At 34.5% G+C, this 25,653-nt stretch carries 18 protein-coding genes, 2 tRNA genes, 1 riboswitch and 1 other annotated feature; of the genes, 19 read left to right on the top strand and 1 reads right to left on the bottom strand.

Annotated features, from left to right (window positions below):
- Positions 1-543: 543 nt before the first annotated feature.
- The 6 genes from dnaA (at position 544) to gyrA (ending at position 9,695) form a co-directional block, all read left to right on the top strand.
- Positions 544-1,905, top strand: a complete 1,362-nt coding sequence (gene dnaA / locus AA076_RS00005) for a chromosomal replication initiator protein DnaA (RefSeq protein WP_001290433.1) — start codon at positions 544-546, stop codon at positions 1,903-1,905.
- Positions 1,906-2,182: 277 nt separating this feature from the next.
- Positions 2,183-3,316: a DNA polymerase III subunit beta gene (dnaN, locus tag AA076_RS00010; protein WP_000969811.1), complete on the top strand. Its 1,134-nt coding sequence runs from the start codon at positions 2,183-2,185 to the stop codon at positions 3,314-3,316.
- 380 nt (positions 3,317-3,696) lie between these two features.
- Positions 3,697-3,942 (top strand): S4 domain-containing protein YaaA, encoded by a 246-nt coding sequence (gene yaaA / locus AA076_RS00015; RefSeq protein WP_001789359.1) that lies wholly within the window; start codon positions 3,697-3,699, stop codon positions 3,940-3,942.
- Positions 3,939-5,051 carry a DNA replication/repair protein RecF gene (gene recF / locus AA076_RS00020; RefSeq protein ID WP_000775113.1) on the top strand — a complete coding sequence of 371 codons (1,113 nt, stop codon included), beginning with the start codon at positions 3,939-3,941 and terminating at the stop codon, positions 5,049-5,051. The genes yaaA and recF overlap by 4 nt, the downstream gene beginning before the upstream one ends.
- A gap of 9 nt (positions 5,052-5,060) precedes the next feature.
- The gene (gene gyrB, locus AA076_RS00025; RefSeq protein WP_000255586.1) at positions 5,061-6,995 is read left to right on the top strand and encodes a DNA topoisomerase (ATP-hydrolyzing) subunit B; all 1,935 of its coding nucleotides are present in this window, start codon (positions 5,061-5,063) and stop codon (positions 6,993-6,995) included.
- Positions 6,996-7,031: 36 nt separating this feature from the next.
- On the top strand, positions 7,032-9,695 hold the full coding sequence (gene gyrA / locus AA076_RS00030) for a DNA gyrase subunit A (protein ID WP_000819084.1): 2,664 nt from the start codon (positions 7,032-7,034) through the stop codon (positions 9,693-9,695).
- 86 nt (positions 9,696-9,781) lie between these two features.
- Here the strand turns inward: gyrA and AA076_RS00035 are convergent, their stop codons facing one another.
- A complete protein-coding gene (locus AA076_RS00035) occupies positions 9,782-10,594 on the bottom strand; it encodes an NAD(P)H-hydrate dehydratase (RefSeq protein ID WP_000449218.1) in 813 nt (270 codons plus the stop codon).
- Between the two features lie 325 nt (positions 10,595-10,919).
- On the opposite strand from AA076_RS00035, the gene hutH reads away from it, so the two are divergent.
- The 13 genes from hutH (at position 10,920) to yycF (ending at position 25,653) form a co-directional block, all read left to right on the top strand.
- Positions 10,920-12,434 carry a histidine ammonia-lyase gene (gene hutH, locus AA076_RS00040; RefSeq protein WP_000177464.1) on the top strand — a complete coding sequence of 505 codons (1,515 nt, stop codon included), beginning with the start codon at positions 10,920-10,922 and terminating at the stop codon, positions 12,432-12,434.
- Positions 12,435-12,513: 79 nt separating this feature from the next.
- Positions 12,514-12,723 (top strand) — a binding site (T-box leader).
- Positions 12,724-12,812: 89 nt separating this feature from the next.
- Positions 12,813-14,099 carry a serine--tRNA ligase gene (gene serS / locus AA076_RS00045; protein WP_000884334.1) on the top strand — a complete coding sequence of 429 codons (1,287 nt, stop codon included), beginning with the start codon at positions 12,813-12,815 and terminating at the stop codon, positions 14,097-14,099.
- A gap of 649 nt (positions 14,100-14,748) precedes the next feature.
- Positions 14,749-15,444 carry an AzlC family ABC transporter permease gene (locus AA076_RS00050; RefSeq protein ID WP_000207105.1) on the top strand — a complete coding sequence of 232 codons (696 nt, stop codon included), beginning with the start codon at positions 14,749-14,751 and terminating at the stop codon, positions 15,442-15,444.
- Positions 15,441-15,770, top strand: coding sequence for an AzlD domain-containing protein (locus AA076_RS00055; protein ID WP_000628050.1), 330 nt, complete (start codon positions 15,441-15,443; stop codon positions 15,768-15,770). The genes AA076_RS00050 and AA076_RS00055 overlap by 4 nt, the downstream gene beginning before the upstream one ends.
- Before the next feature lie 204 nt (positions 15,771-15,974).
- Positions 15,975-16,073, top strand: a riboswitch (SAM riboswitch).
- A gap of 59 nt (positions 16,074-16,132) precedes the next feature.
- Positions 16,133-17,101, top strand: coding sequence for a homoserine O-acetyltransferase MetX (metX, locus tag AA076_RS00060; RefSeq protein ID WP_000186481.1), 969 nt, complete (start codon positions 16,133-16,135; stop codon positions 17,099-17,101).
- Positions 17,102-17,391: 290 nt separating this feature from the next.
- Entirely contained in the window at positions 17,392-18,330 is a 939-nt protein-coding gene (locus tag AA076_RS00065; RefSeq protein ID WP_001791710.1) for a YybS family protein, read from the top strand.
- A gap of 14 nt (positions 18,331-18,344) precedes the next feature.
- Positions 18,345-20,312 carry a cyclic-di-AMP phosphodiesterase GdpP gene (gene gdpP, locus AA076_RS00070; RefSeq protein ID WP_001081634.1) on the top strand — a complete coding sequence of 656 codons (1,968 nt, stop codon included), beginning with the start codon at positions 18,345-18,347 and terminating at the stop codon, positions 20,310-20,312.
- Entirely contained in the window at positions 20,309-20,755 is a 447-nt protein-coding gene (gene rplI / locus AA076_RS00075) for a 50S ribosomal protein L9 (protein WP_000864305.1), read from the top strand. Before gdpP ends, rplI begins: the two co-directional genes overlap by 4 nt.
- Positions 20,756-20,786: 31 nt before the next feature.
- Positions 20,787-22,187: a replicative DNA helicase gene (gene dnaB / locus AA076_RS00080; RefSeq protein ID WP_000375651.1), complete on the top strand. Its 1,401-nt coding sequence runs from the start codon at positions 20,787-20,789 to the stop codon at positions 22,185-22,187.
- A gap of 277 nt (positions 22,188-22,464) precedes the next feature.
- Positions 22,465-23,748 carry an adenylosuccinate synthase gene (locus AA076_RS00085; RefSeq protein WP_000095327.1) on the top strand — a complete coding sequence of 428 codons (1,284 nt, stop codon included), beginning with the start codon at positions 22,465-22,467 and terminating at the stop codon, positions 23,746-23,748.
- Positions 23,749-24,177: 429 nt separating this feature from the next.
- Positions 24,178-24,252: transfer RNA gene (locus tag AA076_RS00090), tRNA-Glu, on the top strand.
- 7 nt (positions 24,253-24,259) lie between these two features.
- Positions 24,260-24,332 (top strand) — tRNA-Asp (locus AA076_RS00095).
- Between the two features lie 619 nt (positions 24,333-24,951).
- On the top strand, positions 24,952-25,653 hold the full coding sequence (gene yycF, locus AA076_RS00100) for a response regulator YycF (protein WP_000101976.1): 702 nt from the start codon (positions 24,952-24,954) through the stop codon (positions 25,651-25,653).

Below are 25,653 nucleotides of genomic sequence, written 5' to 3' on the forward strand. Positions count from 1 at the left end.
ACTACTGCTCAATTTTTTTACTTTTATCGATTAAAGATAGAAATACACGATGCGAGCAATCAAATTTCATAACATCACCATGAGTTTGGTCCGAAGCATGAGTGTTTACAATGTTCGAACACCTTATACAGTTCTTATACATACTTTATAAATTATTTCCCAAACTGTTTTGATACACTCACTAACAGATACTCTATAGAAGGAAAAGTTATCCACTTATGCACATTTATAGTTTTCAGAATTGTGGATAATTAGAAATTACACACAAAGTTATACTATTTTTAGCAACATATTCACAGGTATTTGACATATAGAGAACTGAAAAAGTATAATTGTGTGGATAAGTCGTCCAACTCATGATTTTATAAGGATTTATTTATTGATTTTTACATAAAAATACTGTGCATAACTAATAAGCAAGATAAAGTTATCCACCGATTGTTATTAACTTGTGGATAATTATTAACATGGTGTGTTTAGAAGTTATCCACGGCTGTTATTTTTGTGTATAACTTAAAAATTTAAGAAAGATGGAGTAAATTTATGTCGGAAAAAGAAATTTGGGAAAAAGTGCTTGAAATTGCTCAAGAAAAATTATCAGCTGTAAGTTACTCAACTTTCCTAAAAGATACTGAGCTTTACACGATTAAAGATGGTGAAGCTATCGTATTATCGAGTATTCCTTTTAATGCAAATTGGTTAAATCAACAATATGCTGAAATTATCCAAGCAATCTTATTTGATGTTGTAGGCTATGAAGTTAAACCTCACTTTATTACTACTGAAGAATTAGCAAATTATAGTAATAATGAAACTGCTACTCCAAAAGAAACAACAAAACCTTCTACTGAAACAACTGAGGATAATCATGTGCTTGGTAGAGAGCAATTCAATGCCCATAACACATTTGACACTTTTGTAATCGGACCCGGTAACCGCTTTCCACATGCAGCGAGTTTAGCTGTGGCCGAAGCACCAGCCAAAGCGTACAATCCATTATTTATCTATGGAGGTGTTGGTTTAGGAAAAACCCATTTAATGCATGCCATTGGTCATCATGTTTTAGATAATAATCCAGATGCCAAAGTGATTTACACATCAAGTGAAAAATTCACAAATGAATTTATTAAATCAATTCGTGATAACGAAGGTGAAGCTTTCAGAGAAAGATATCGTAATATCGACGTCTTATTAATCGATGATATTCAGTTCATACAAAACAAGGTACAAACACAAGAAGAATTTTTCTATACTTTTAATGAATTGCATCAGAATAACAAGCAAATAGTTATTTCGAGTGATCGACCACCAAAGGAAATTGCACAATTAGAAGACCGATTACGTTCACGCTTTGAATGGGGGCTAATTGTTGATATTACGCCACCAGATTATGAAACTCGAATGGCAATTTTGCAGAAGAAAATTGAAGAAGAAAAATTAGATATTCCACCAGAAGCTTTAAATTATATAGCAAATCAAATTCAATCTAATATTCGTGAATTAGAAGGTGCATTAACACGTTTACTTGCATATTCACAATTATTAGGAAAACCAATTACAACTGAATTAACTGCTGAAGCTTTAAAAGATATCATTCAAGCACCAAAATCTAAAAAGATTACCATCCAAGATATTCAAAAAATTGTAGGCCAGTACTATAATGTTAGAATTGAAGATTTCAGTGCAAAAAAACGTACAAAGTCAATTGCATATCCGCGTCAAATAGCTATGTACTTGTCTAGAGAGCTTACAGATTTCTCATTACCTAAAATTGGTGAAGAATTTGGTGGGCGTGATCATACGACCGTCATTCATGCTCATGAAAAAATATCTAAAGATTTAAAAGAAGATCCTATTTTTAAACAAGAAGTAGAGAATCTTGAAAAAGAAATAAGAAATGTATAAGTAGGAAACTTTGGGAAATGTAATCTGTTATATAACAGCACTAATGATAACAATCATTTTTTACATTTCTATATGCTAATGTGGCAAGATGAGCAAAACTCATTTTGTGGATAATGTTTAAAAGTCATACACACCATACACAAGTTATCAACATGTGTATAACTTCGCCAAATCTATGTTTTTAAGACTTATCCACCAATCCACAGCACCTACTACTATTACTAAGAACTTAAAACCTATATAATTATATATAAACGACTGGAAGGAGTTTTAATTAATGATGGAATTCACTATTAAAAGAGATTATTTTATTACACAATTAAATGACACATTAAAAGCTATTTCACCAAGAACAACATTACCTATATTAACTGGTATCAAAATCGATGCGAAAGAACATGAAGTTATATTAACTGGTTCAGACTCTGAAATTTCAATAGAAATCACTATTCCTAAAACTGTAGATGGCGAAGATATTGTCAATATTTCAGAAACAGGCTCAGTAGTACTTCCTGGACGATTCTTTGTTGATATTATAAAAAAATTACCTGGTAAAGATGTTAAATTATCTACAAATGAACAATTCCAGACATTAATTACATCAGGTCATTCTGAATTTAATTTAAGTGGCTTAGATCCAGATCAATATCCTTTATTACCTCAAGTTTCTAGAGATGACGCAATTCAATTGTCGGTAAAAGTGCTTAAAAACGTGATTGCACAAACAAATTTTGCAGTGTCCACCTCAGAAACACGCCCAGTACTAACTGGTGTGAACTGGCTTATACAAGAAAATGAATTAATATGCACAGCGACTGACTCACACCGCTTGGCTGTAAGAAAGTTGCAGTTAGAAGATGTTTCTGAAAACAAAAATGTCATCATTCCAGGTAAGGCTTTAGCTGAATTAAATAAAATTATGTCTGACAATGAAGAAGACATTGATATCTTCTTTGCTTCAAACCAAGTTTTATTTAAAGTTGGAAATGTGAACTTTATTTCTCGATTATTAGAAGGACATTATCCTGATACAACACGTTTATTCCCTGAAAACTATGAAATTAAATTAAGTATAGACAATGGGGAGTTTTATCATGCGATTGATCGTGCCTCTTTATTAGCGCGTGAAGGTGGTAATAACGTTATTAAATTAAGTACAGGTGATGACGTTGTTGAATTGTCTTCTACATCACCAGAAATTGGTACTGTAAAAGAAGAAGTTGATGCAAACGATGTTGAAGGTGGTAGCCTGAAAATTTCATTCAACTCTAAATATATGATGGATGCTTTAAAAGCAATCGATAATGATGAGGTTGAAGTTGAATTCTTCGGTACAATGAAACCATTTATTCTAAAACCAAAAGGTGACGACTCGGTAACGCAATTAATTTTACCAATCAGAACTTACTAAAAATAAATATAAATAAAGGATGACGTGATTAATTAAAACGTCATCCTTTATTTTTTGGCAAAAATAATTCTAGGTGCGTATGTAAAATAAATTTGGCAGCATTTTAAACAGCAAATAAAAGACGCCAATTAAATTTATGACAAATGTATCCAAAATTTAATAAGTGTGCTTATATGCCCTTTAAATTTAAAATTTTAATAGTCAATAACAAGTTGAATATAAAAGTTAAACGCCGTTAAATAGCGTTAAAAAATTGAAAATGACAGTATTGCCAAAAAATAAGAATTAATTATTTATATGTAAACGGTTTCTACCTCTATTTTAAATGAAATTTGTGACAAAAAAAGGTATAATATATTAATGACATACAAAGAAATGGAGTGATTATTTTGGTTCAAGAAGTTGTAGTAGAAGGAGACATTAATTTAGGTCAATTTCTAAAAACAGAAGGGATTATTGAATCTGGTGGTCAAGCAAAATGGTTCTTGCAAGACGTTGAAGTATTAATTAATGGAGTGCGTGAAACACGTCGCGGTAAAAAGTTAGAACATCAAGATCGTATAGATATCCCAGAATTACCTGAAGATGCTGGTTCTTTCTTAATCATTCATCAAGGTGAACAATGAAGTTAAATACACTCCAATTAGAAAATTATCGTAACTATGATGAGGTTACGTTGAAATGTCATCCTGACGTGAATATCCTCATTGGAGAAAATGCACAAGGAAAGACAAATTTACTTGAATCAATTTATACCTTAGCTTTAGCAAAAAGTCATAGAACGAGTAATGATAAGGAACTCATACGTTTTAATGCTGATTATGCTAAAATAGAAGGTGAGCTTAGTTATAGACACGGCACGATGCCATTAACAATGTTTATAACTAAAAAAGGTAAACAAGTCAAAGTGAATCACTTAGAGCAAAGTCGTCTAACTCAATATATTGGACACCTCAATGTGGTTCTATTTGCGCCAGAAGATTTGAATATTGTAAAAGGCTCTCCTCAAATAAGACGACGCTTTATAGATATGGAGTTGGGCCAAATTTCTGCTGTTTACTTAAATGATTTAGCTCAATACCAACGTATTTTAAAGCAAAAGAATAATTACTTAAAGCAGTTACAATTAGGCCAAAAAAAGGACTTAACAATGTTGGAAGTATTAAATCAGCAGTTTGCTGAATATGCAATGAAAGTAACTGATAAACGTGCACATTTTATTCAAGAGCTAGAGTCGTTAGCTAAACCGATTCATGCTGGTATCACAAATGATAAAGAAGCGTTGTCGCTGAATTATTTACCTAGTCTTAAATTTGATTATGCTCAAAATGAAGCGGCACGACTTGAAGAAATTATGTCTATTCTTAGCGATAATATGCAAAGAGAAAAAGAACGAGGCATTAGCTTATTCGGACCACATCGAGATGATATAAGTTTTGATGTGAATGGCATGGATGCTCAAACATATGGTTCTCAAGGACAGCAACGTACAACGGCTTTGTCCATTAAATTAGCTGAAATTGAGTTAATGAATATCGAAGTTGGGGAATATCCCATCTTATTATTAGACGATGTACTCAGTGAATTAGATGATTCGCGTCAAACGCATTTATTAAGTACGATTCAGCATAAAGTACAAACATTTGTCACTACGACATCTGTAGATGGTATTGATCATGAAATCATGAATAACGCTAAATTGTATCGTATTAATCAAGGTGAAATTATAAAGTAACAGAAAGCGATGGTGACTGCATTGTCAGATGTAAACAACACGGATAATTATGGTGCTGGGCAAATACAAGTATTAGAAGGTTTAGAAGCAGTACGTAAAAGACCAGGTATGTATATAGGATCGACTTCAGAGAGAGGTTTGCACCATTTAGTGTGGGAAATTGTCGATAATAGTATCGATGAAGCATTAGCTGGTTATGCAAATCAAATTGAAGTTGTTATTGAAAAAGATAACTGGATTAAAGTAACGGATAACGGACGTGGTATCCCAGTTGATATTCAAGAAAAAATGGGACGTCCAGCTGTCGAAGTTATTTTAACTGTTTTACATGCTGGTGGTAAATTTGGCGGTGGCGGATACAAAGTATCTGGTGGTTTACATGGTGTTGGTTCATCAGTTGTAAACGCATTGTCACAAGACTTAGAAGTATATGTACACAGAAATGAGACTATATATCATCAAGCATATAAAAAAGGTGTACCTCAATTTGACTTAAAAGAAGTTGGCACAACTGATAAGACAGGTACTGTCATTCGTTTTAAAGCAGATGGAGAAATCTTCACAGAGACAACTGTATACAACTATGAAACATTACAGCAGCGTATTAGAGAGCTTGCTTTCTTAAACAAAGGAATTCAAATCACATTAAGAGATGAACGTGATGAAGAAAACGTTAGAGAAGACTCCTATCACTATGAGGGCGGTATTAAATCGTACGTTGAGTTATTGAACGAAAATAAAGAACCTATTCATGATGAGCCAATTTATATTCATCAATCTAAAGATGATATTGAAGTAGAAATTGCGATTCAATATAACTCAGGATATGCCACAAATCTTTTAACTTACGCAAATAACATTCATACGTATGAAGGTGGTACGCATGAAGACGGATTCAAACGTGCATTAACGCGTGTCTTAAATAGTTATGGTTTAAGTAGCAAGATTATGAAAGAAGAAAAAGATAGACTTTCTGGTGAAGATACACGTGAAGGTATGACAGCAATTATATCTATCAAACATGGTGATCCTCAATTCGAAGGTCAAACGAAGACAAAATTAGGTAATTCTGAAGTGCGTCAAGTTGTAGATAAATTATTCTCAGAGCACTTTGAACGATTTTTATATGAAAATCCACAAGTCGCACGTACAGTGGTTGAAAAAGGTATTATGGCGGCACGTGCACGTGTTGCTGCGAAAAAAGCGCGTGAAGTAACACGTCGTAAATCAGCGTTAGATGTAGCAAGCCTTCCAGGTAAATTAGCCGATTGCTCTAGTAAAAGTCCTGAAGAATGTGAGATTTTCTTAGTCGAAGGGGACTCTGCCGGGGGGTCTACAAAATCTGGTCGTGACTCTAGAACGCAGGCGATTTTACCATTACGAGGTAAGATATTAAATGTTGAAAAAGCACGATTAGATAGAATTTTGAATAACAATGAAATTCGTCAAATGATCACAGCATTTGGTACAGGAATCGGTGGCGACTTTGATCTAGCGAAAGCAAGATATCACAAAATCGTCATTATGACTGATGCCGATGTGGATGGAGCGCATATTAGAACATTGTTATTAACATTCTTCTATCGATTTATGAGACCGTTAATTGAAGCAGGCTATGTGTATATTGCACAGCCACCGTTGTATAAACTGACACAAGGTAAACAAAAGTATTATGTATACAATGATAGGGAACTTGATAAACTTAAATCTGAATTGAATCCAACACCAAAATGGTCTATTGCACGATACAAAGGTCTTGGAGAAATGAATGCAGATCAATTATGGGAAACAACAATGAACCCTGAGCACCGCGCTCTTTTACAAGTAAAACTTGAAGATGCGATTGAAGCGGACCAAACATTTGAAATGTTAATGGGTGACGTTGTAGAAAACCGTAGACAATTTATAGAAGATAATGCAGTTTATGCAAACTTAGACTTCTAAGCGCTGTGAACTGAACTTTTGAAGGAGGAACTCTTGATGGCTGAATTACCTCAATCAAGAATAAATGAACGAAATATTACCAGTGAAATGCGTGAATCATTTTTAGATTATGCGATGAGTGTTATCGTTGCTCGTGCATTGCCAGATGTTCGTGACGGTTTAAAACCAGTACATCGTCGTATACTATATGGATTAAATGAACAAGGTATGACACCGGATAAATCATATAAAAAATCAGCACGTATCGTTGGTGACGTAATGGGTAAATATCACCCTCATGGTGACTCATCTATTTATGAAGCAATGGTACGTATGGCTCAAGATTTCAGTTATCGTTATCCGCTTGTTGATGGCCAAGGTAACTTTGGTTCAATGGATGGAGATGGCGCAGCAGCAATGCGTTATACTGAAGCGCGTATGACTAAAATCACACTTGAACTGTTACGTGATATTAATAAAGATACAATAGATTTTATCGATAACTATGATGGTAATGAAAGAGAGCCGTCAGTCTTACCTGCTCGATTCCCTAACTTATTAGCCAATGGTGCATCAGGTATCGCGGTAGGTATGGCAACGAATATTCCACCACATAACTTAACAGAATTAATCAATGGTGTACTTAGCTTAAGTAAGAACCCTGATATTTCAATTGCTGAGTTAATGGAGGATATTGAAGGTCCTGATTTCCCAACTGCTGGACTTATTTTAGGTAAGAGTGGTATTAGACGTGCATATGAAACAGGTCGTGGTTCAATTCAAATGCGTTCTCGTGCAGTTATTGAAGAACGTGGAGGCGGACGTCAACGTATTGTTGTCACTGAAATTCCTTTCCAAGTGAATAAGGCTCGTATGATTGAAAAAATTGCAGAGCTCGTTCGTGACAAGAAAATTGACGGTATCACTGATTTACGTGATGAAACAAGTTTACGTACTGGTGTGCGTGTCGTTATTGATGTGCGTAAGGATGCAAATGCTAGTGTCATTTTAAATAACTTATACAAACAAACACCTCTTCAAACATCATTTGGTGTGAATATGATTGCACTTGTAAATGGTAGACCGAAGCTTATTAATTTAAAAGAAGCGTTGGTACATTATTTAGAGCATCAAAAGACAGTTGTTAGAAGACGTACGCAATACAACTTACGTAAAGCTAAAGATCGTGCCCACATTTTAGAAGGATTACGTATCGCACTTGACCATATCGATGAAATTATTTCAACGATTCGTGAGTCAGATACAGATAAAGTTGCAATGGAAAGCTTGCAACAACGCTTCAAACTTTCTGAAAAACAAGCTCAAGCTATTTTAGACATGCGTTTAAGACGTCTAACAGGTTTAGAGAGAGACAAAATTGAAGCTGAATATAATGAGTTATTAAATTATATTAGTGAATTAGAAGCAATCTTAGCTGATGAAGAAGTGTTATTACAGTTAGTTAGAGATGAATTGACTGAAATTAGAGATCGTTTCGGTGATGATCGTCGTACAGAAATTCAATTAGGTGGATTTGAAGACTTAGAGGACGAAGACTTAATTCCAGAAGAACAAATAGTAATTACACTAAGCCATAATAACTACATTAAACGTTTGCCGGTATCTACATATCGTGCTCAAAACCGTGGTGGTCGTGGTGTTCAAGGTATGAATACATTGGAAGAAGATTTTGTCAGTCAATTGGTAACTTTAAGTACACATGACCATGTATTGTTCTTTACTAACAAAGGTCGTGTATACAAACTTAAAGGTTACGAAGTGCCTGAGTTATCAAGACAGTCTAAAGGTATTCCTGTAGTGAATGCTATTGAACTTGAAAATGATGAAGTCATTAGTACAATGATTGCTGTTAAAGACCTTGAAAGTGAAGACAACTTCTTAGTGTTTGCAACTAAACGTGGTGTCGTTAAACGTTCAGCATTAAGTAACTTCTCAAGAATAAATAGAAATGGTAAGATTGCGATTTCGTTCAGAGAAGATGATGAGTTAATTGCAGTTCGCTTAACAAGTGGTCAAGAAGATATCTTGATTGGTACATCACATGCATCATTAATTCGATTCCCTGAATCAACATTACGTCCTTTAGGCCGTACAGCAACGGGTGTGAAAGGTATTACACTTCGTGAAGGTGACGAAGTTGTAGGGCTTGATGTAGCTCATGCAAACAGTGTTGATGAAGTATTAGTAGTTACTGAAAATGGTTATGGTAAACGTACGCCAGTTAATGACTATCGCTTATCAAATCGTGGTGGTAAAGGTATTAAAACAGCTACGATTACTGAGCGTAATGGTAATGTTGTATGTATCACTACAGTAACTGGTGAAGAAGATTTAATGATTGTTACTAATGCAGGTGTCATTATTCGACTAGATGTTGCAGATATTTCTCAAAATGGTCGTGCAGCACAAGGTGTTCGCTTAATTCGCTTAGGTGATGATCAATTTGTTTCAACGGTTGCTAAAGTAAAAGAAGATGCAGAAGATGAAACGAATGAAGATGAGCAATCTACTTCAACTGTATCTGAAGATGGTACTGAACAACAACGTGAAGCGGTTGTAAATGATGAAACACCAGGAAATGCAATTCATACTGAAGTGATTGATTCAGAAGAAAATGATGAAGATGGACGTATTGAAGTAAGACAAGATTTCATGGATCGTGTTGAAGAAGATATACAACAATCATCAGATGAAGAATAATAAAAAATAAGACTTCCCTATATGTAGGGGAGTCTTATTTTTATGCTAGAAAGTAATGCTTTACTATATTCAATGATTAGTAATGACTAACTTTCTAATTGTTTCATTGCGTAAGGTATTTCATTGATAAGTCTTGATGGTGGCACCACATACATATCTTTTGCAAGGTTTTCGCCAATAAAACTATGTGTATATGTGGCACTCATAACCGCTTCTTTTAAGTTATCAAATTGACCGACAAAGCTTGTAATCATACCAGCAAGTGTATCGCCCATACCACCAGTCGCCATTGCTGGGCTACCGATTGTCAATTTAAAGTCTTCATCTTTAAAGAAAATTTCAGTACCATGTTTTTTAAGTACAACAGTTGCACCTAAACGATCAACTGCTTCACGATTACGCTCATATGTCTGTTCCTCAATAGGAATACCACTTAATCGTTCCCATTCTTTGAGGTGTGGTGTAAAGATCACACGACATGTAGGTAATTGCGGTTTCAGTTTACTAAAGATTGTAATCGCATCGCCGTCTACGATTAAATTTTGATGCGGTTGTATATTTTGTAGTAGGAATGTAATGGCATTATTTCCTTTGAAATCAACGCCAAGACCTGGACCAATTAGTATACTGTCAGTCATTTCAATCATTTTCGTCAACATTTTCGTATCATTAATATCAATAACCATCGCTTCTGGGCAACGAGAATGTAATGCTGAATGATTTGTTGGATGTGTAGCTACAGTGATTAAACCACTACCGCTAAATACACATGCACGAGCCGCTAACATAATGGCACCACCTAAGTTAGCAGATCCACCAATTAATAAAATTTTGCCATAATCACCTTTATGTGAATCTTCTTTACGCTTAGGAATGTTAATAGAATTTAACGTTTCCATAGTGATATAACCTCCCATGTAAAAGCCTTTTCCGAATTTATTCAATTTTAAAAATATATAGTAACTTTTAACAAAATGTATTATAAATTTCTGAATTCATTATTATTTGTCGTTAAATACAATAGAAAATACTATACCTGTATATGCAATTCGTCAATAGATAAATTATTAAATATGCTTACAACAATCTTAATATCCTTTAACGCACTACAATAGTGCTCTGATAATAGGTTATAAATGTACGTAAAACCATTGTTTCAATAAAAATGAAAACGTATACTTCAAGAAGGATGGGTTACTTAATATAAACAAGGGGGTAACATATATGACTTTATATTTAGATGGTGAAACACTAACAATTGAGGATATTAAATCATTTTTACAACAACAATCAAAGATTGAAATTATTGATGATGCGTTAGAACGTGTCAAAAAAAGTAGAGCGGTAGTTGAACGTATTATTGAAAATGAGGAAACGGTTTACGGTATTACTACAGGTTTTGGGTTATTTAGTGATGTACGTATAGACCCGACGCAATATAATGAATTACAAGTGAATCTGATACGCTCACATGCCTGTGGACTAGGTGAGCCATTTTCAAAAGAAGTAGCATTAGTCATGATGATTTTACGATTGAATACATTATTAAAAGGTCATTCAGGTGCCACTTTAGAATTAGTGAGACAATTACAATTTTTTATAAATGAACGTATTATACCGATAATCCCACAGCAAGGCTCTCTCGGTGCATCAGGAGATTTAGCGCCATTATCACATTTAGCATTAGCATTAATTGGTGAAGGGAAAGTATTGTACAGAGGGGAAGAAAAGGATAGTGACGATGTATTAAGAGAATTAAATAGACAACCTTTGAACCTTCAGGCTAAAGAAGGTTTAGCATTGATTAATGGTACGCAAGCTATGACAGCTCAAGGTGTCATTAGTTATATAGAAGCAGAAGATTTAGGTTACCAATCTGAATGGATTGCTGCATTAACGCATCAGTCTCTTAATGGCATTATAGATGCATATCGACATGATGTGCACGCAGTTCGTAATTTTCAAGAACAGATTAATGTGGCAGCGCGTATGCGTGATTGGTTAGAAGGATCAACATTAACGACGCGACAATCAGAAATACGTGTACAAGATGCATATACGTTGCGTTGTATACCACAAATCCATGGCGCGAGTTTTCAAGTATTCAATTATGTTAAACAGCAATTAGAATTTGAAATGAATGCGGCTAATGATAATCCACTTATATTTGAGGAAGCAAATGAAACGTTTGTTATTTCAGGTGGTAACTTCCATGGACAACCTATTGCTTTTGCATTAGATCATCTTAAATTAGGTGTAAGTGAATTAGCAAACGTATCGGAACGTCGTCTAGAGCGACTAGTAAATCCTCAATTAAATGGTGATTTACCAGCATTTCTTAGTCCAGAGCCAGGATTGCAAAGTGGCGCGATGATTATGCAATATGCTGCTGCAAGTCTCGTTTCTGAAAATAAAACTTTAGCGCATCCAGCGAGTGTTGATTCTATCACTTCATCTGCGAACCAAGAAGATCACGTATCTATGGGAACTACAGCTGCTAGACATGGTTATCAAATTATTGAAAATGCAAGACGTGTGCTGGCAATCGAATGTGTTATTGCATTACAAGCAGCAGAGTTAAAAGGTGTTGAAGGATTATCACCAAAAACACGTCGCAAGTATGATGAGTTTCGAAGTATCGTGCCATCCATTACACATGATCGTCAATTTCATAAAGATATTGAAGCGGTTGCACAGTATTTAAAGCAATCAATTTATCAAACGACTGCATGTCACTAAATCGACATGAGTGATGTTTGAAATCGTTACTTGAAAAAGCAAATATAGTTTGCTATATTAAAAATAACTTAATAAGACATTGTTCGTAGGACAAGTAATATATAGTGTTCGATATCAGAGAGCTTGTGGTTAGTGTGAACAAGAATCAACATATATATGAATCTACCTACTTAATTTAAAAGAACAATCGGTGATAACCGTTATTTTAGTGAAGTGCAATTTAGGTTTAGTGTATCTTTATAACTTAAATTGTTAAATAGGGTGGCAACGCGTAGACCACGTCCCTTGTAGGGATGTGGTCTTTTTTTATTTTCTAAAAAATAAAGACGTACGTCATTCCATAATAAATGATAATTATTTGGGAAAGGATGAAGGTTAATGTTAGACATTAGATTATTCAGAAATGAGCCTGACACAGTTAAGAGCAAAATTGAATTACGTGGAGATGATCCAAAAGTTGTAGATGAAATTTTAGAATTGGATGAGCAACGACGTAAATTAATTAGTGCAACAGAAGAAATGAAAGCACGTCGTAATAAAGTAAGCGAAGAAATCGCATTAAAAAAACGTAATAAAGAAAATGCTGATGATGTGATTGCTGAAATGCGCACATTAGGTGACGATATTAAAGAAAAAGATAGTCAATTAAATGAAATTGATAATAAAATGACAGGTATCCTTTGTCGTATTCCAAATTTAATAAGTGATGATGTACCTCAAGGTGAATCTGATGAAGATAACGTTGAAGTTAAAAAGTGGGGTACACCACGTGAGTTTTCATTTGAACCCAAAGCACATTGGGATATTGTAGAAGAATTGAAAATGGCTGATTTTGATCGTGCAGCAAAAGTTTCAGGTGCGCGTTTTGTATATTTAACAAATGAAGGTGCGCAATTAGAGCGTGCTTTAATGAACTATATGATTACAAAACATACAACACAACATGGTTATACAGAAATGATGGTACCACAGCTTGTGAACGCAGATACAATGTATGGTACAGGTCAATTACCTAAATTTGAAGAAGATTTATTTAAAGTAGAAAAAGAAGGATTATATACAATTCCAACTGCTGAAGTACCATTAACGAATTTCTACCGTAATGAAATTATTCAACCAGGTGTACTTCCTGAAAAATTCACTGGTCAATCTGCATGTTTCCGTAGTGAAGCAGGATCAGCAGGTAGAGATACAAGAGGATTAATTCGTTTACATCAATTCGATAAAGTGGAAATGGTACGTTTTGAACAACCTGAAGATTCATGGAATGCTTTAGAAGAAATGACAACAAACGCAGAAGCAATTCTAGAAGAGTTAGGTTTACCATACCGTCGTGTTATTTTATGTACAGGTGATATTGGATTTAGTGCAAGCAAAACATATGATTTAGAAGTTTGGTTACCAAGCTACAATGATTATAAAGAAATTAGTTCATGCTCAAACTGTACGGATTTCCAAGCGCGTCGTGCTAACATCCGCTTCAAGCGTGACAAAGCAGCTAAACCAGAATTAGCACATACATTAAATGGTAGTGGTTTAGCAGTTGGACGTACATTTGCTGCTATTGTTGAAAATTACCAAAATGAAGATGGAACAGTAACAATTCCAGAAGCATTAGTACCATTTATGGGTGGTAAAACACAAATTTCAAAACCAGTTAAATAAAGGCTTTAGCTACAAGCTTTAAAAAGTATATATCTACGTATACTTAAAGCAAGGGCAAGATACTTTAAATAATATTTTAAAAAGTGGTGACGAAGCTGTCGCCACTTTTTTTGTGCTGTAAAAGTATAATAGTGAGCCAATGCACATAACAACAATAAATTAAGTTTGTGGTTTAATGGGGTGAACGCATTTCATTATAGCAACAATACGGGATAATTATGATGAACTAAAACAATCTAAAACGTAACAAGTTTGAGCATCACTAATATAGGAAAGGAAGCGATAAAATACTGATTTCGTTGATATGTAGTATGAGTTATATCGATGGAGTAGGGTAGGGGGAGGGGATGATTATAAGGGAGTGGTACATGAATCAATATCCCAGACTCATCATCAGATATAAAAATTTATAAAATTGATACTTAAAAACAACTACAAATCCATAGAAAATATGGAGGTAGTCTTAAATAAAAAATTGAAAATTCTCAAAAATAAAAAGTTAATATGAAGCTGACTAAAGACTCCGGCATGTCTAACCTCAGACAAACTGATGTCTAATGTTATTGCTTAGGGTATAGAACTGTATTAGACTAGGTATATTATTTTTTCGTAATTATATAAATATAAAGTGGCAAAGGAGGTAATTGAGATGACAACACATTTAAGTTTTAGACAAGGCGTGCAAGAGTGTATCCCAACATTATTGGGTTATGCCGGTGTTGGTATTTCATTTGGTATTGTGGCTTCGTCTCAAAACTTTAGTATTTTAGAAATTGTCTTGTTATGTCTTGTTATATATGCCGGTGCTGCGCAATTTATTATGTGCGCGTTGTTTATAGCAGGTACACCTATATCAGCGATTGTACTAACTGTATTTATCGTAAATTCAAGAATGTTCCTTTTAAGTATGTCGCTTGCACCAAACTTCAAGACATATGGGTTTTGGAACCGTGTTGGATTAGGTTCATTAGTAACTGACGAAACGTTTGGCGTCGCCATTACACCTTATTTAAAAGGAGAAGCTATCAATGATCGTTGGATGCATGGTCTTAACATCACAGCATATTTATTTTGGGCAATTTCATGTGTAGCTGGGGCTTTATTTGGCGAATATATCTCAAATCCGCAAACGCTAGGGTTAGATTTTGCTATCACGGCTATGTTTATCTTTTTGGCCATTGCGCAATTTGAATCAATTACTAAATCGCGATTAAGAATTTACATAGTACTCATTATTGCCGTCATAGTAATGATGTTATCGCTAAGTATGTTTATGCCTTCATATCTAGCAATATTAATTGCAGCCACAATTTCAGCAGCGTTAGGAGTGATGATGGAACAATGATAACTCATATGAACATGTTAATACTTATTTTATTGTGTGGTATCGTAACGCTATTAATTCGAATTATACCTTTTATCATGATTTCAAAAGTGCAATTGCCTGATGTCGTGGTTCGATGGCTATCATTTATCCCAATCACACTATTTACGGCACTTGTCATTGACAGCATTATTCAACAGACGCCTCATGGTGAGGGGTATACATTAAACATCCCTTACATTATCGCGCTCATTCCGACGGTTATTTTATCTATAATCACGCGTAGTTTAACTATTACAATTATTAGTGGGATTGTTATCATGGCAGCATTACGATTTTTCTTTTAAAAATAACTGAAAATCATTGAACAGATATTTAAACTTAGGTAAACTGTTAGTAATCAGAAAATTCTGATATACAAATCGTCTATGTTAAGATTGGGAATCGTGTATACGTAAGCGATTTGGCTAACGCATGACAATGATAACAACATTTTAAATGATAAAAGTAATTCATCACTGAATCTCAACTAACACATAACAATTTCATATTTCTTATTGTGAGAAGTTGAGGGACTTGGCCCTGTGATACTTCAGCAACCGACTTTATAGCACGGTGCTAAAACCAACGAGTTACTCGAATGATAAGTATAAAGACTTCTTACTTTTCAATAGGGTGAGAAGTTTTTTTGTTTAAGGAGGAAAGAACAATGACAAATTACACAGTAGATACTTTAAATTTAGGGGAATTTATTACAGAATCTGGGGAAGTCATAGATAACTTGCGTTTGAGATATGAGCATGTCGGTTATCATGGACAACCATTAGTTGTAGTTTGTCATGCATTAACTGGCAATCATTTAACATATGGAACAGATGATTATCCGGGTTGGTGGCGAGAAATTATTGATGGGGGATATATACCCATTCACGATTATCAATTTTTAACATTTGATGTTATTGGTAGTCCTTTCGGTTCAAGTTCACCTTTAAACGACCCTCATTTTCCTAAAAAATTAACATTAAGAGATATAGTCAGAGCGAATGAACGAGGTATACAAGCCCTTGGTTATGATAAGATTAATATTTTAATAGGGGGAAGTCTTGGAGGTATGCAAGCAATGGAACTACTCTACAATCAACAGTTTGAAGTAGATAAAGCCATTATCCTTGCTGCAACAAGTCGAACATCATCTTATAGTAGAGCTTTCAATGAAATTGCAAGGCAAGCCATTCATCTTGGTGGTAAGGAAGGTCTAAGTATTGCACGCCAATTAGGTTTTTTGACATATCGATCATCAAAAAGTTATGATGAACGTTTCACGCCGGATGAAGTAGTCGCATACCAACAACATCAAGGTAATAAATTTAAAGAACATTTTGATTTGAATTGTTATCTGACACTGCTAGATGTATTGGATAGTCACAACATTGACCGAGGTCGCACAGACGTAACGCATGTTTTTAAAAATTTAGAAACAAAAGTGTTAACGATGGGGTTCATAGATGATTTGCTATATCCGGATGATCAAGTTCGTGCATTAGGTGAACGTTTTAAATATCATCGTCATTTCTTCGTGCCTGATAATGTTGGGCATGATGGATTCCTACTAAACTTTAGTACCTGGGCACCTAACTTATATCATTTCTTAAATTTAAAGCATTTTAAGCGTAAGTAATAATATATATTTTCAAAGAATGAAGCCACTAAATCACAGTTATCATATTCAAAAACATCTAGAGTACATGAGAGTGGAAATGTATTGTAAATCTAAATCAAGCTTGATTGCTATGTAGTGGGATTAAATAATCATGTTGAAAATGAAAGCACACAAAAGCGATTCAAATGAGTATGTTAATTACTTATAAAACATGAAAGTTATTATTCAATTAAATGAAATAGAAGCATACAATCTATAAATTGTTAATTTTCATTAAAGAGGTTAAAATAATAGCTATAGTTAAAAATATGGGAGTGGCTTATGTGTTTTCAAAAATACAACCTAAAGCAACAATAATTGCAACGATTGCGTTGGTATTTGTCGCTTTAGCTTTATATCTAGTGCCTGGTTTAGGACTAATATTTGCATTATTTGCAACCATACCAGGTATCGTTTTATGGAATAAATCAATACAATCTTTCGGGATTAGTGCACTTATTACAGTAATTATAACAACTGTTTTAGGTAATACTTTCGTTTTAAGTGCCATCATATTAGTCTTAATTGCAAGTTTAATTATTGGTCAATTGCTCAAAGAAAGAACGTCTAAAGAAAGAATATTATACGTAACAACAGTAGCGATGAGCTTAATTTCATTAATCGCTTTTATGTTACTACAAACATTCGGAAGGATTCCACCATCAGCGAGCATAGTAAAACCTTTCAAGCAAACATTACATGAAGCGATTACGATGAGCGGTGCCGATGCGAATATGACCCAAATATTAGAAGAAGGGTTTAGACAAGCGACCGTTCAATTACCAGGTTTCATCATTATCATTACATTTTTAATCGTCTTAATTAACTTAATCGTTACATTTCCGATTTTACGAAAATTTAAAATCGCTACACCTGTATTTAAGCCACTTTTCGCGTGGCAAATGAGCGGTATTTTATTATGGATATACATTATTGTTATCATATGTTTATTATTTACAGGTCAACCGAGTGTGTTCCAGAGCATTCTTTTAAACTTCCAACTTGTGTTATCATTAGTAATGTATATTCAAGGTTTAAGTGTTATTCATTTCTTTGGTAAAGCGAAAGGTTTGCCGAATGCAGTAACGATTTTACTATTGGTTATCGGTACAATACTGACACCTACGACACATATTGTAGGACTACTTGGTGTTATCGATTTAAGTTTGAATTTGAAGCGAATCATGAAAAATAATTCTAAAAAGTGAATAGAGGTGGAATAATGAATCGGCAGTCCACTAAGAAAGCTTTACTAATACCATTTGTCATCATGATCATCACAGCAATTGTTTTAATGGGTGTATGGTTTATCTTTAATAGTCTTATAGCACTAATTGCATCTATCGTTCTTGTCGTGATGATTATTGTTAGCATCATTTTATTCAGACAAGCTTTAATGAAAATGGATAGTTATGTAGATGGTTTGAGTGCTCAAATTTCAACAACAAATAATAAAGCAATCAAACATTTACCAATTGGTATCATTGTTTTAGATGAAAATGATCACATCGAATGGGTTAACCAATTTATGACAGATCATATGGAAGCGAATGTCATTTCTGAATCTGTAAATGAAGTATTTCCAAACATTTTAAAGCAATTAGATAGAGTGAAATCCGTTGAAATAGAATATAATCAGTATCATTTCCAAGTACGTTATTCTGAGAATGATCACTGCCTCTATTTCTTTGATATAACTGAACAAGTACAAACAAATGAACTATATGAAAATTCTAAACCAATCATTGCGACATTATTTTTAGATAACTACGATGAGATTACGCAAAATATGAATGATACGCAGCGTTCGGAAATCAACTCAATGGTAACGCGTGTCATTAGTCGATGGGCAACTGAGTATAATATATTTTTCAAAAGATACAGTTCCGATCAATTCGTAGCCTATTTAAATCAAAAAATATTAGCTGACTTAGAAGAATCTAAATTTGATATCTTGAGTCAATTACGTGAAAAAAGTGTTGGTTATCGTGCCCAATTAACATTAAGTATCGGTGTTGGTGAAGGTACTGAAAATTTAATCGACTTAGGTGAATTATCACAATCAGGCCTAGACTTAGCATTAGGACGCGGTGGCGACCAAGTTGCAATTAAAAGTATTAATGGTAATGTGCGTTTCTATGGCGGTAAGACTGACCCGATGGAGAAACGTACTCGTGTAAGAGCACGTGTGATCTCACATGCGTTAAAAGATATCCTTGCAGAGGGTGACAAAGTCATTATCATGGGACATAAACGTCCTGACTTAGATGCAATTGGTGCAGCAATCGGTGTGTCTAGATTTGCAATGATGAATAATTTAGAAGCATACATCGTATTAAATGAGACTGACATTGATCCAACATTACGACGCGTGATGAACGAAATAGATAAAAAGCCAGAGTTAAGAGAGCGATTTATTACATCAGATGATGCTTGGGATATGATGACATCTAAGACAACCGTAGTGATTGTTGATACGCATAAACCGGAACTGGTTTTAGATGAAAATGTCTTAAATAAAGCAAACCGTAAAGTTGTTATCGATCATCATAGACGTGGTGAAAGCTTCATCTCTAATCCATTGTTGATATATATGGAACCATACGCAAGTTCGACAGCTGAATTGGTAACAGAGTTACTGGAATATCAACCAACAGAACAACGTTTAACACGTCTTGAATCAACAGTGATGTATGCAGGTATTATTGTAGATACAAGAAACTTTACATTACGAACAGGATCAAGAACATTCGATGCAGCGAGTTATTTACGTGCACATGGTGCAGATACGATTTTAACGCAACATTTCTTAAAAGATGATGTGGATACTTACATTAATCGATCTGAATTAATTCGAACTGTAAAAGTTGAAGATAATGGCATAGCCATTGCGCATGGTTCAGACGATAAAATTTATCATCCAGTAACAGTTGCACAAGCAGCAGATGAACTGTTAAGTTTAGAAGGTATTGAAGCATCATATGTTGTTGCGAGACGTGAAGATAATCTGATTGGTATATCTGCGCGTTCACTCGGTTCAGTAAATGTCCAGTTAACAATGGAAGCACTTGGTGGCGGTGGACATTTAACCAATGCGGCAACACAACTTAAAGGTGTGACAGTCGAAGAGGCGATAGCACAATTACAACAAGCAATTACAGAACAATTAAGTAGGAGTGAAGATGCATGAAAGTAATTTTTACACAAGATGTTAAAGGTAAAGGTAAAAAAGGTGAAGTTAAAGAAGTACCAGTAGGTTATGCAAATAACTTCTTATTGAAAAAGAATTATGCTGTAGAAGCAACACCAGGTAACCTTAAACAATTAGAGTTACAGAAAAAACGTGCAAAACAAGAACGCCAACAAGAAATTGAAGATGCTAAAGCATTAAAAGAAACGTTATCAAACATTGAAGTTGAAGTATCAGCAAAAACTGGTGAAGGTGGTAAATTGTTTGGGTCAGTAAGTACAAAACAAATTGCCGAAGCACTAAAAGCACAACATGATATTAAAATTGATAAACGTAAAATGGATTTACCAAATGGAATTCATTCCCTAGGATATACGAATGTACCTGTTAAATTAGATAAAGAAGTTGAAGGTACAATTCGCGTACACACAGTTGAACAATAAAGTTGGATTGAAATAAGAGGTGTAACCATTCATGGATAGAATGTATGAGCAAAATCAAATGCCGCATAACAATGAAGCTGAACAGTCTGTCTTAGGTTCAATTATTATAGATCCAGAATTGATTAATACTACTCAGGAAGTTTTGCTTCCTGAGTCGTTTTATAGGGGTGCCCATCAACATATTTTCCGTGCAATGATGCACTTAAATGAAGATAATAAAGAAATTGATGTTGTAACATTGATGGATCAATTATCGACGGAAGGTACGTTGAATGAAGCGGGTGGCCCGCAATATCTTGCAGAGTTATCTACAAATGTACCAACGACGCGAAATGTTCAGTATTATACTGATATCGTTTCTAAGCATGCATTAAAACGTAGATTGATTCAAACTGCAGATAGTATTGCCAATGATGGATATAATGATGAACTTGAACTAGATGCGATTTTAAGTGATGCAGAACGTCGAATTTTAGAGCTATCATCTTCTCGTGAAAGCGATGGCTTTAAAGACATTCGAGACGTCTTAGGACAAGTGTATGAAACAGCTGAAGAGCTTGATCAAAATAGTGGTCAAACACCAGGTATACCTACAGGATATCGAGATTTAGACCAAATGACAGCAGGGTTCAACCGAAATGATTTAATTATCCTTGCAGCGCGTCCATCTGTAGGTAAGACTGCGTTCGCACTTAATATTGCACAAAAAGTTGCAACGCATGAAGATATGTATACAGTTGGTATTTTCTCGCTAGAGATGGGTGCTGATCAGTTAGCCACACGTATGATTTGTAGTTCTGGAAATGTTGACTCAAACCGCTTAAGAACGGGTACTATGACTGAGGAAGATTGGAGTCGTTTTACTATAGCGGTAGGTAAATTATCACGTACGAAGATTTTTATTGATGATACACCGGGTATTCGAATTAATGATTTACGTTCTAAATGTCGTCGATTAAAGCAAGAACATGGCTTAGACATGATTGTGATTGACTACTTACAGTTGATTCAAGGTAGTGGTTCACGTGCGTCCGATAACAGACAACAGGAAGTTTCTGAAATCTCTCGTACATTAAAAGCATTAGCCCGTGAATTAAAATGTCCAGTTATCGCATTAAGTCAGTTATCTCGTGGTGTTGAACAACGACAAGATAAACGTCCAATGATGAGTGATATTCGTGAATCTGGTTCGATTGAGCAAGATGCCGATATCGTTGCATTCTTATACCGTGATGATTACTATAACCGTGGCGGCGATGAAGATGATGACGATGATGGTGGTTTCGAGCCACAAACGAATGATGAAAACGGTGAAATTGAAATTATCATTGCTAAGCAACGTAACGGTCCAACAGGCACAGTTAAGTTACATTTTATGAAACAATATAATAAATTTACCGATATCGATTATGCACATGCAGATATGATGTAAAAAAGTTTTTCCGTACAATAATCATTAAGATGATAAAATTGTACGGTTTTTATTTTGTTCTGAACGGGTTGATATATGTTAAGTTTGTGTATTGAAAGTGATAAATTAGTACTGTCAACGCCTCTGTTAAAGGGTTTTTAGGACGTTGAAAACGATTTGTTAAAATGATTTTTCTTTTAAAAAGGCCGAAAATCAATGTTCGATTTTTATTTGCATTATGGTCTCGATATTGGTAGAATATCAAATGGTTAAATGAGAAAAACTTGGAGGTGCTCACATGTCATCAATCGTAGTAGTTGGGACACAATGGGGAGACGAAGGAAAAGGAAAAATAACGGATTTCTTGGCAGAACAGTCAGATGTTATCGCGCGTTTTTCAGGTGGTAATAATGCAGGCCATACCATTCAATTTGGCGGAGAAACATATAAATTACATTTAGTACCATCTGGTATCTTTTACAAAGACAAATTAGCGGTAATCGGTAACGGAGTCGTTGTTGATCCAGTTGCACTATTGAAAGAATTAGACGGATTAAATGAACGTGGCATTCCTACAAGTAATTTACGTATATCTAATCGTGCGCAAGTGATTTTACCATATCACTTAGCACAAGATGAATATGAAGAACGTTTACGTGGTGACAATAAGATTGGTACAACTAAAAAAGGTATCGGTCCAGCATATGTAGACAAAGTTCAACGTATCGGTATTCGTATGGCAGATTTACTTGAAAAAGAAACATTCGAAAGATTATTAAAATCAAACATTGAATATAAACAAGCATATTTCAAAGGTATGTTTAACGAAACATGTCCATCATTTGATGATATCTTTGAAGAATATTATGCAGCAGGTCAACGTCTAAAAGAATTTGTAACAGACACATCAAAAATCTTAGACGATGCATTTGTAGCAGATGAAAAGGTACTTTTCGAAGGTGCGCAAGGTGTAATGTTAGATATCGACCATGGTACATATCCATTCGTTACATCAAGTAATCCAATTGCAGGTAACGTTACTGTTGGTACAGGTGTAGGTCCTACATTCGTTTCAAAGGTAATTGGTGTATGTAAAGCTTATACATCACGTGTTGGTGATGGTCCATTCCCTACTGAATTATTCGATGAAGATGGACATCATATTAGAGAGGTTGGTCGTGAATACGGTACAACAACAGGACGTCCACGTCGTGTAGGTTGGTTTGATTCAGTTGTATTACGTCACTCTCGTCGTGTAAGTGGTATTACAGATTTATCTATTAACTCAATCGATGTTTTAACAGGCCTAGACACAGTGAAAATCTGTACAGCTTATGAATTAGACGGTAAAGAAATTACTGAGTACCCAGCAAACTTAGATCAATTAAAACGTTGTAAACCAATCTTTGAAGAGTTACCAGGTTGGACAGAAGACGTAACAAATGTGCGTACTTTAGAAGAATTACCTGAAAATGCACGTAAATATTTAGAGCGTATTTCAGAATTATGTAATGTACAAATTTCTATCTTCTCAGTTGGTCCAGATAGAGAACAAACAAACCTATTAAAAGAATTGTGGTAGAACTTTATATAAGTCATACACAATGATTATAAATACATGAGCCTTCTATCTTTATTGGTAGGAGGCTTTTGTTATGCTTGCTTCTGTATCGATTCGATTATTTAGATAAAAAATACTAACGTAAAGGCGATATTTGCTAGTCATAATTTAGAAGATTAGATGATATTTAACGAAAATTAAGATGAAATACTTGAATGTAAGAAGTCTGATGTCGAAAATAGCTATTAAAATAGAGTAGACGTAAGTGTAAATGAAAGCACCTAAAATAGAAAAATTTCAAAAATAGCGTAATTATTATAATAAATAGACTGCCAATAAAATGCAATTTTTCACTTATAACATTCTTCAAAAAATAATAGCAAAATTATGTAAAAAATATCTTGTCATGGCAAGATTGGCTGTGCTATAATCTATCTTGTGCTTAAGAACGGCTCCTTGGTCAAGCGGTTAAGACACCGCCCTTTCACGGCGGTAACACGGGTTCGAGTCCCGTAGGAGTCACCATTTTTTAGGTCTCGTAGTGTAGCGGTTAACACGCCTGCCTGTCACGCAGGAGATCGCGGGTTCGATTCCCGTCGAGACCGTACAAATGCCTATCCAAGAGGATAGGCATTTTTTTGCGTTTAATATTATATTAATAAAAGATATATGGACGAATGATAATCATATTGATTTATCTGTTCGTCCATTTTCTTTAAAATGTATGAACCTCAAGTAACTTAGTGGTTGGATATGAAAGATAAACGTAGACAATAAAATCTTTATTAGACGTACAAACATATGCTACTGTCAACATATTTCTTCGTTGTGATATGCCACCAGTCCTCCATAACATCAATTGTTAAAGTAACGAATAACGAATAATGATATTTATTTTCTGAGCAATGACGTGCAACTAGAAGTTGCCATTATCCTAATTTTATTATTGGAATAGAGACCTCATCATTGTGTTAAATATCATTGTCACAATCCGCCGTGAGAAACTAATAAAAAATAGTAATATATAAGTTTATATTGGAAAATAGAATTAATAGCTTATAAATGGTAAATTATATAATAGGTTACTATACGTTATAAGACGGAAAATGCGCACAATAACAAAAATAGTAAGCGACATCCTGTGATTTTTTACACAAACATAAACGATAAAGAACAAAAAATGATAAAATAATATTAATGATTTAAGAAAAGAGGTTTATGCAAATGGCTAGAAAAGTTGTTGTAGTTGATGATGAAAAACCGATTGCTGATATTTTAGAATTTAACTTAAAAAAAGAAGGATACGATGTGTACTGTGCATACGATGGTAATGATGCAGTCGACTTAATTTATGAAGAAGAACCAGACATCGTATTACTAGATATCATGTTACCTGGTCGTGATGGTATGGAAGTATGTCGTGAAGTGCGCAAAAAATACGAAATGCCAATAATAATGCTTACTGCTAAAGATTCAGAAATTGATAAAGTGCTTGGTTTAGAACTAGGTGCAGATGACTATGTAACGAAACCGTTTAGTACGCGTGAATTAATCGCACGTGTGAAAGCGAACTTACGTCGTCATTACTCACAACCAGCACAAGACACTGGAAATGTAACGAATGAAATCACAATTAAAGATATTGTGATTTATCCAGACGCATATTCTATTAAAAAACGTGGCGAAGATATTGAATTAACACATCGTGAATTTGAATTGTTCCATTATTTATCAAAACATATGGGACAAGTAATGACACGTGAACATTTATTACAAACAGTATGGGGCTATGATTACTTTGGCGATGTACGTACGGTCGATGTAACGATTCGTCGTTTACGTGAAAAGATTGAAGATGATCCGTCACATCCTGAATATATTGTGACGCGTAGAGGCGTTGGATATTTCCTCCAACAACATGAGTAG

The sequence above is a fragment of the Staphylococcus aureus genome, from assembly GCF_001027105.1.
GTDB lineage: Bacteria > Bacillota > Bacilli > Staphylococcales > Staphylococcaceae > Staphylococcus > Staphylococcus aureus.

Bases quoted from the DNA above. Each gene is read 5' to 3' on its own strand.
- dnaA (WP_001290433.1), top strand. From the start codon at position 544: ATGTCGGAAAAAGAAATTTGGGAAAAAGTGCTTGAAATTGCTCAAGAA.
- dnaN (WP_000969811.1), top strand. From the start codon at position 2,183: ATGATGGAATTCACTATTAAAAGAGATTATTTTATTACACAATTAAAT.
- recF (WP_000775113.1), top strand. From the start codon at position 3,939: ATGAAGTTAAATACACTCCAATTAGAAAATTATCGTAACTATGATGAG.
- gyrB (WP_000255586.1), top strand. From the start codon at position 5,061: ATGGTGACTGCATTGTCAGATGTAAACAACACGGATAATTATGGTGCT.
- gyrA (WP_000819084.1), top strand. From the start codon at position 7,032: ATGGCTGAATTACCTCAATCAAGAATAAATGAACGAAATATTACCAGT.
- AA076_RS00035 (WP_000449218.1), bottom strand. From the start codon at position 10,594: ATGGAAACGTTAAATTCTATTAACATTCCTAAGCGTAAAGAAGATTCA.
- hutH (WP_000177464.1), top strand. From the start codon at position 10,920: ATGACTTTATATTTAGATGGTGAAACACTAACAATTGAGGATATTAAA.
- serS (WP_000884334.1), top strand. From the start codon at position 12,813: ATGTTAGACATTAGATTATTCAGAAATGAGCCTGACACAGTTAAGAGC.
- AA076_RS00050 (WP_000207105.1), top strand. From the start codon at position 14,749: ATGACAACACATTTAAGTTTTAGACAAGGCGTGCAAGAGTGTATCCCA.
- AA076_RS00055 (WP_000628050.1), top strand. From the start codon at position 15,441: ATGATAACTCATATGAACATGTTAATACTTATTTTATTGTGTGGTATC.
- metX (WP_000186481.1), top strand. From the start codon at position 16,133: ATGACAAATTACACAGTAGATACTTTAAATTTAGGGGAATTTATTACA.
- AA076_RS00065 (WP_001791710.1), top strand. From the start codon at position 17,392: ATGGGAGTGGCTTATGTGTTTTCAAAAATACAACCTAAAGCAACAATA.
- gdpP (WP_001081634.1), top strand. From the start codon at position 18,345: ATGAATCGGCAGTCCACTAAGAAAGCTTTACTAATACCATTTGTCATC.
- rplI (WP_000864305.1), top strand. From the start codon at position 20,309: ATGAAAGTAATTTTTACACAAGATGTTAAAGGTAAAGGTAAAAAAGGT.
- dnaB (WP_000375651.1), top strand. From the start codon at position 20,787: ATGGATAGAATGTATGAGCAAAATCAAATGCCGCATAACAATGAAGCT.
- AA076_RS00085 (WP_000095327.1), top strand. From the start codon at position 22,465: ATGTCATCAATCGTAGTAGTTGGGACACAATGGGGAGACGAAGGAAAA.
- yycF (WP_000101976.1), top strand. From the start codon at position 24,952: ATGGCTAGAAAAGTTGTTGTAGTTGATGATGAAAAACCGATTGCTGAT.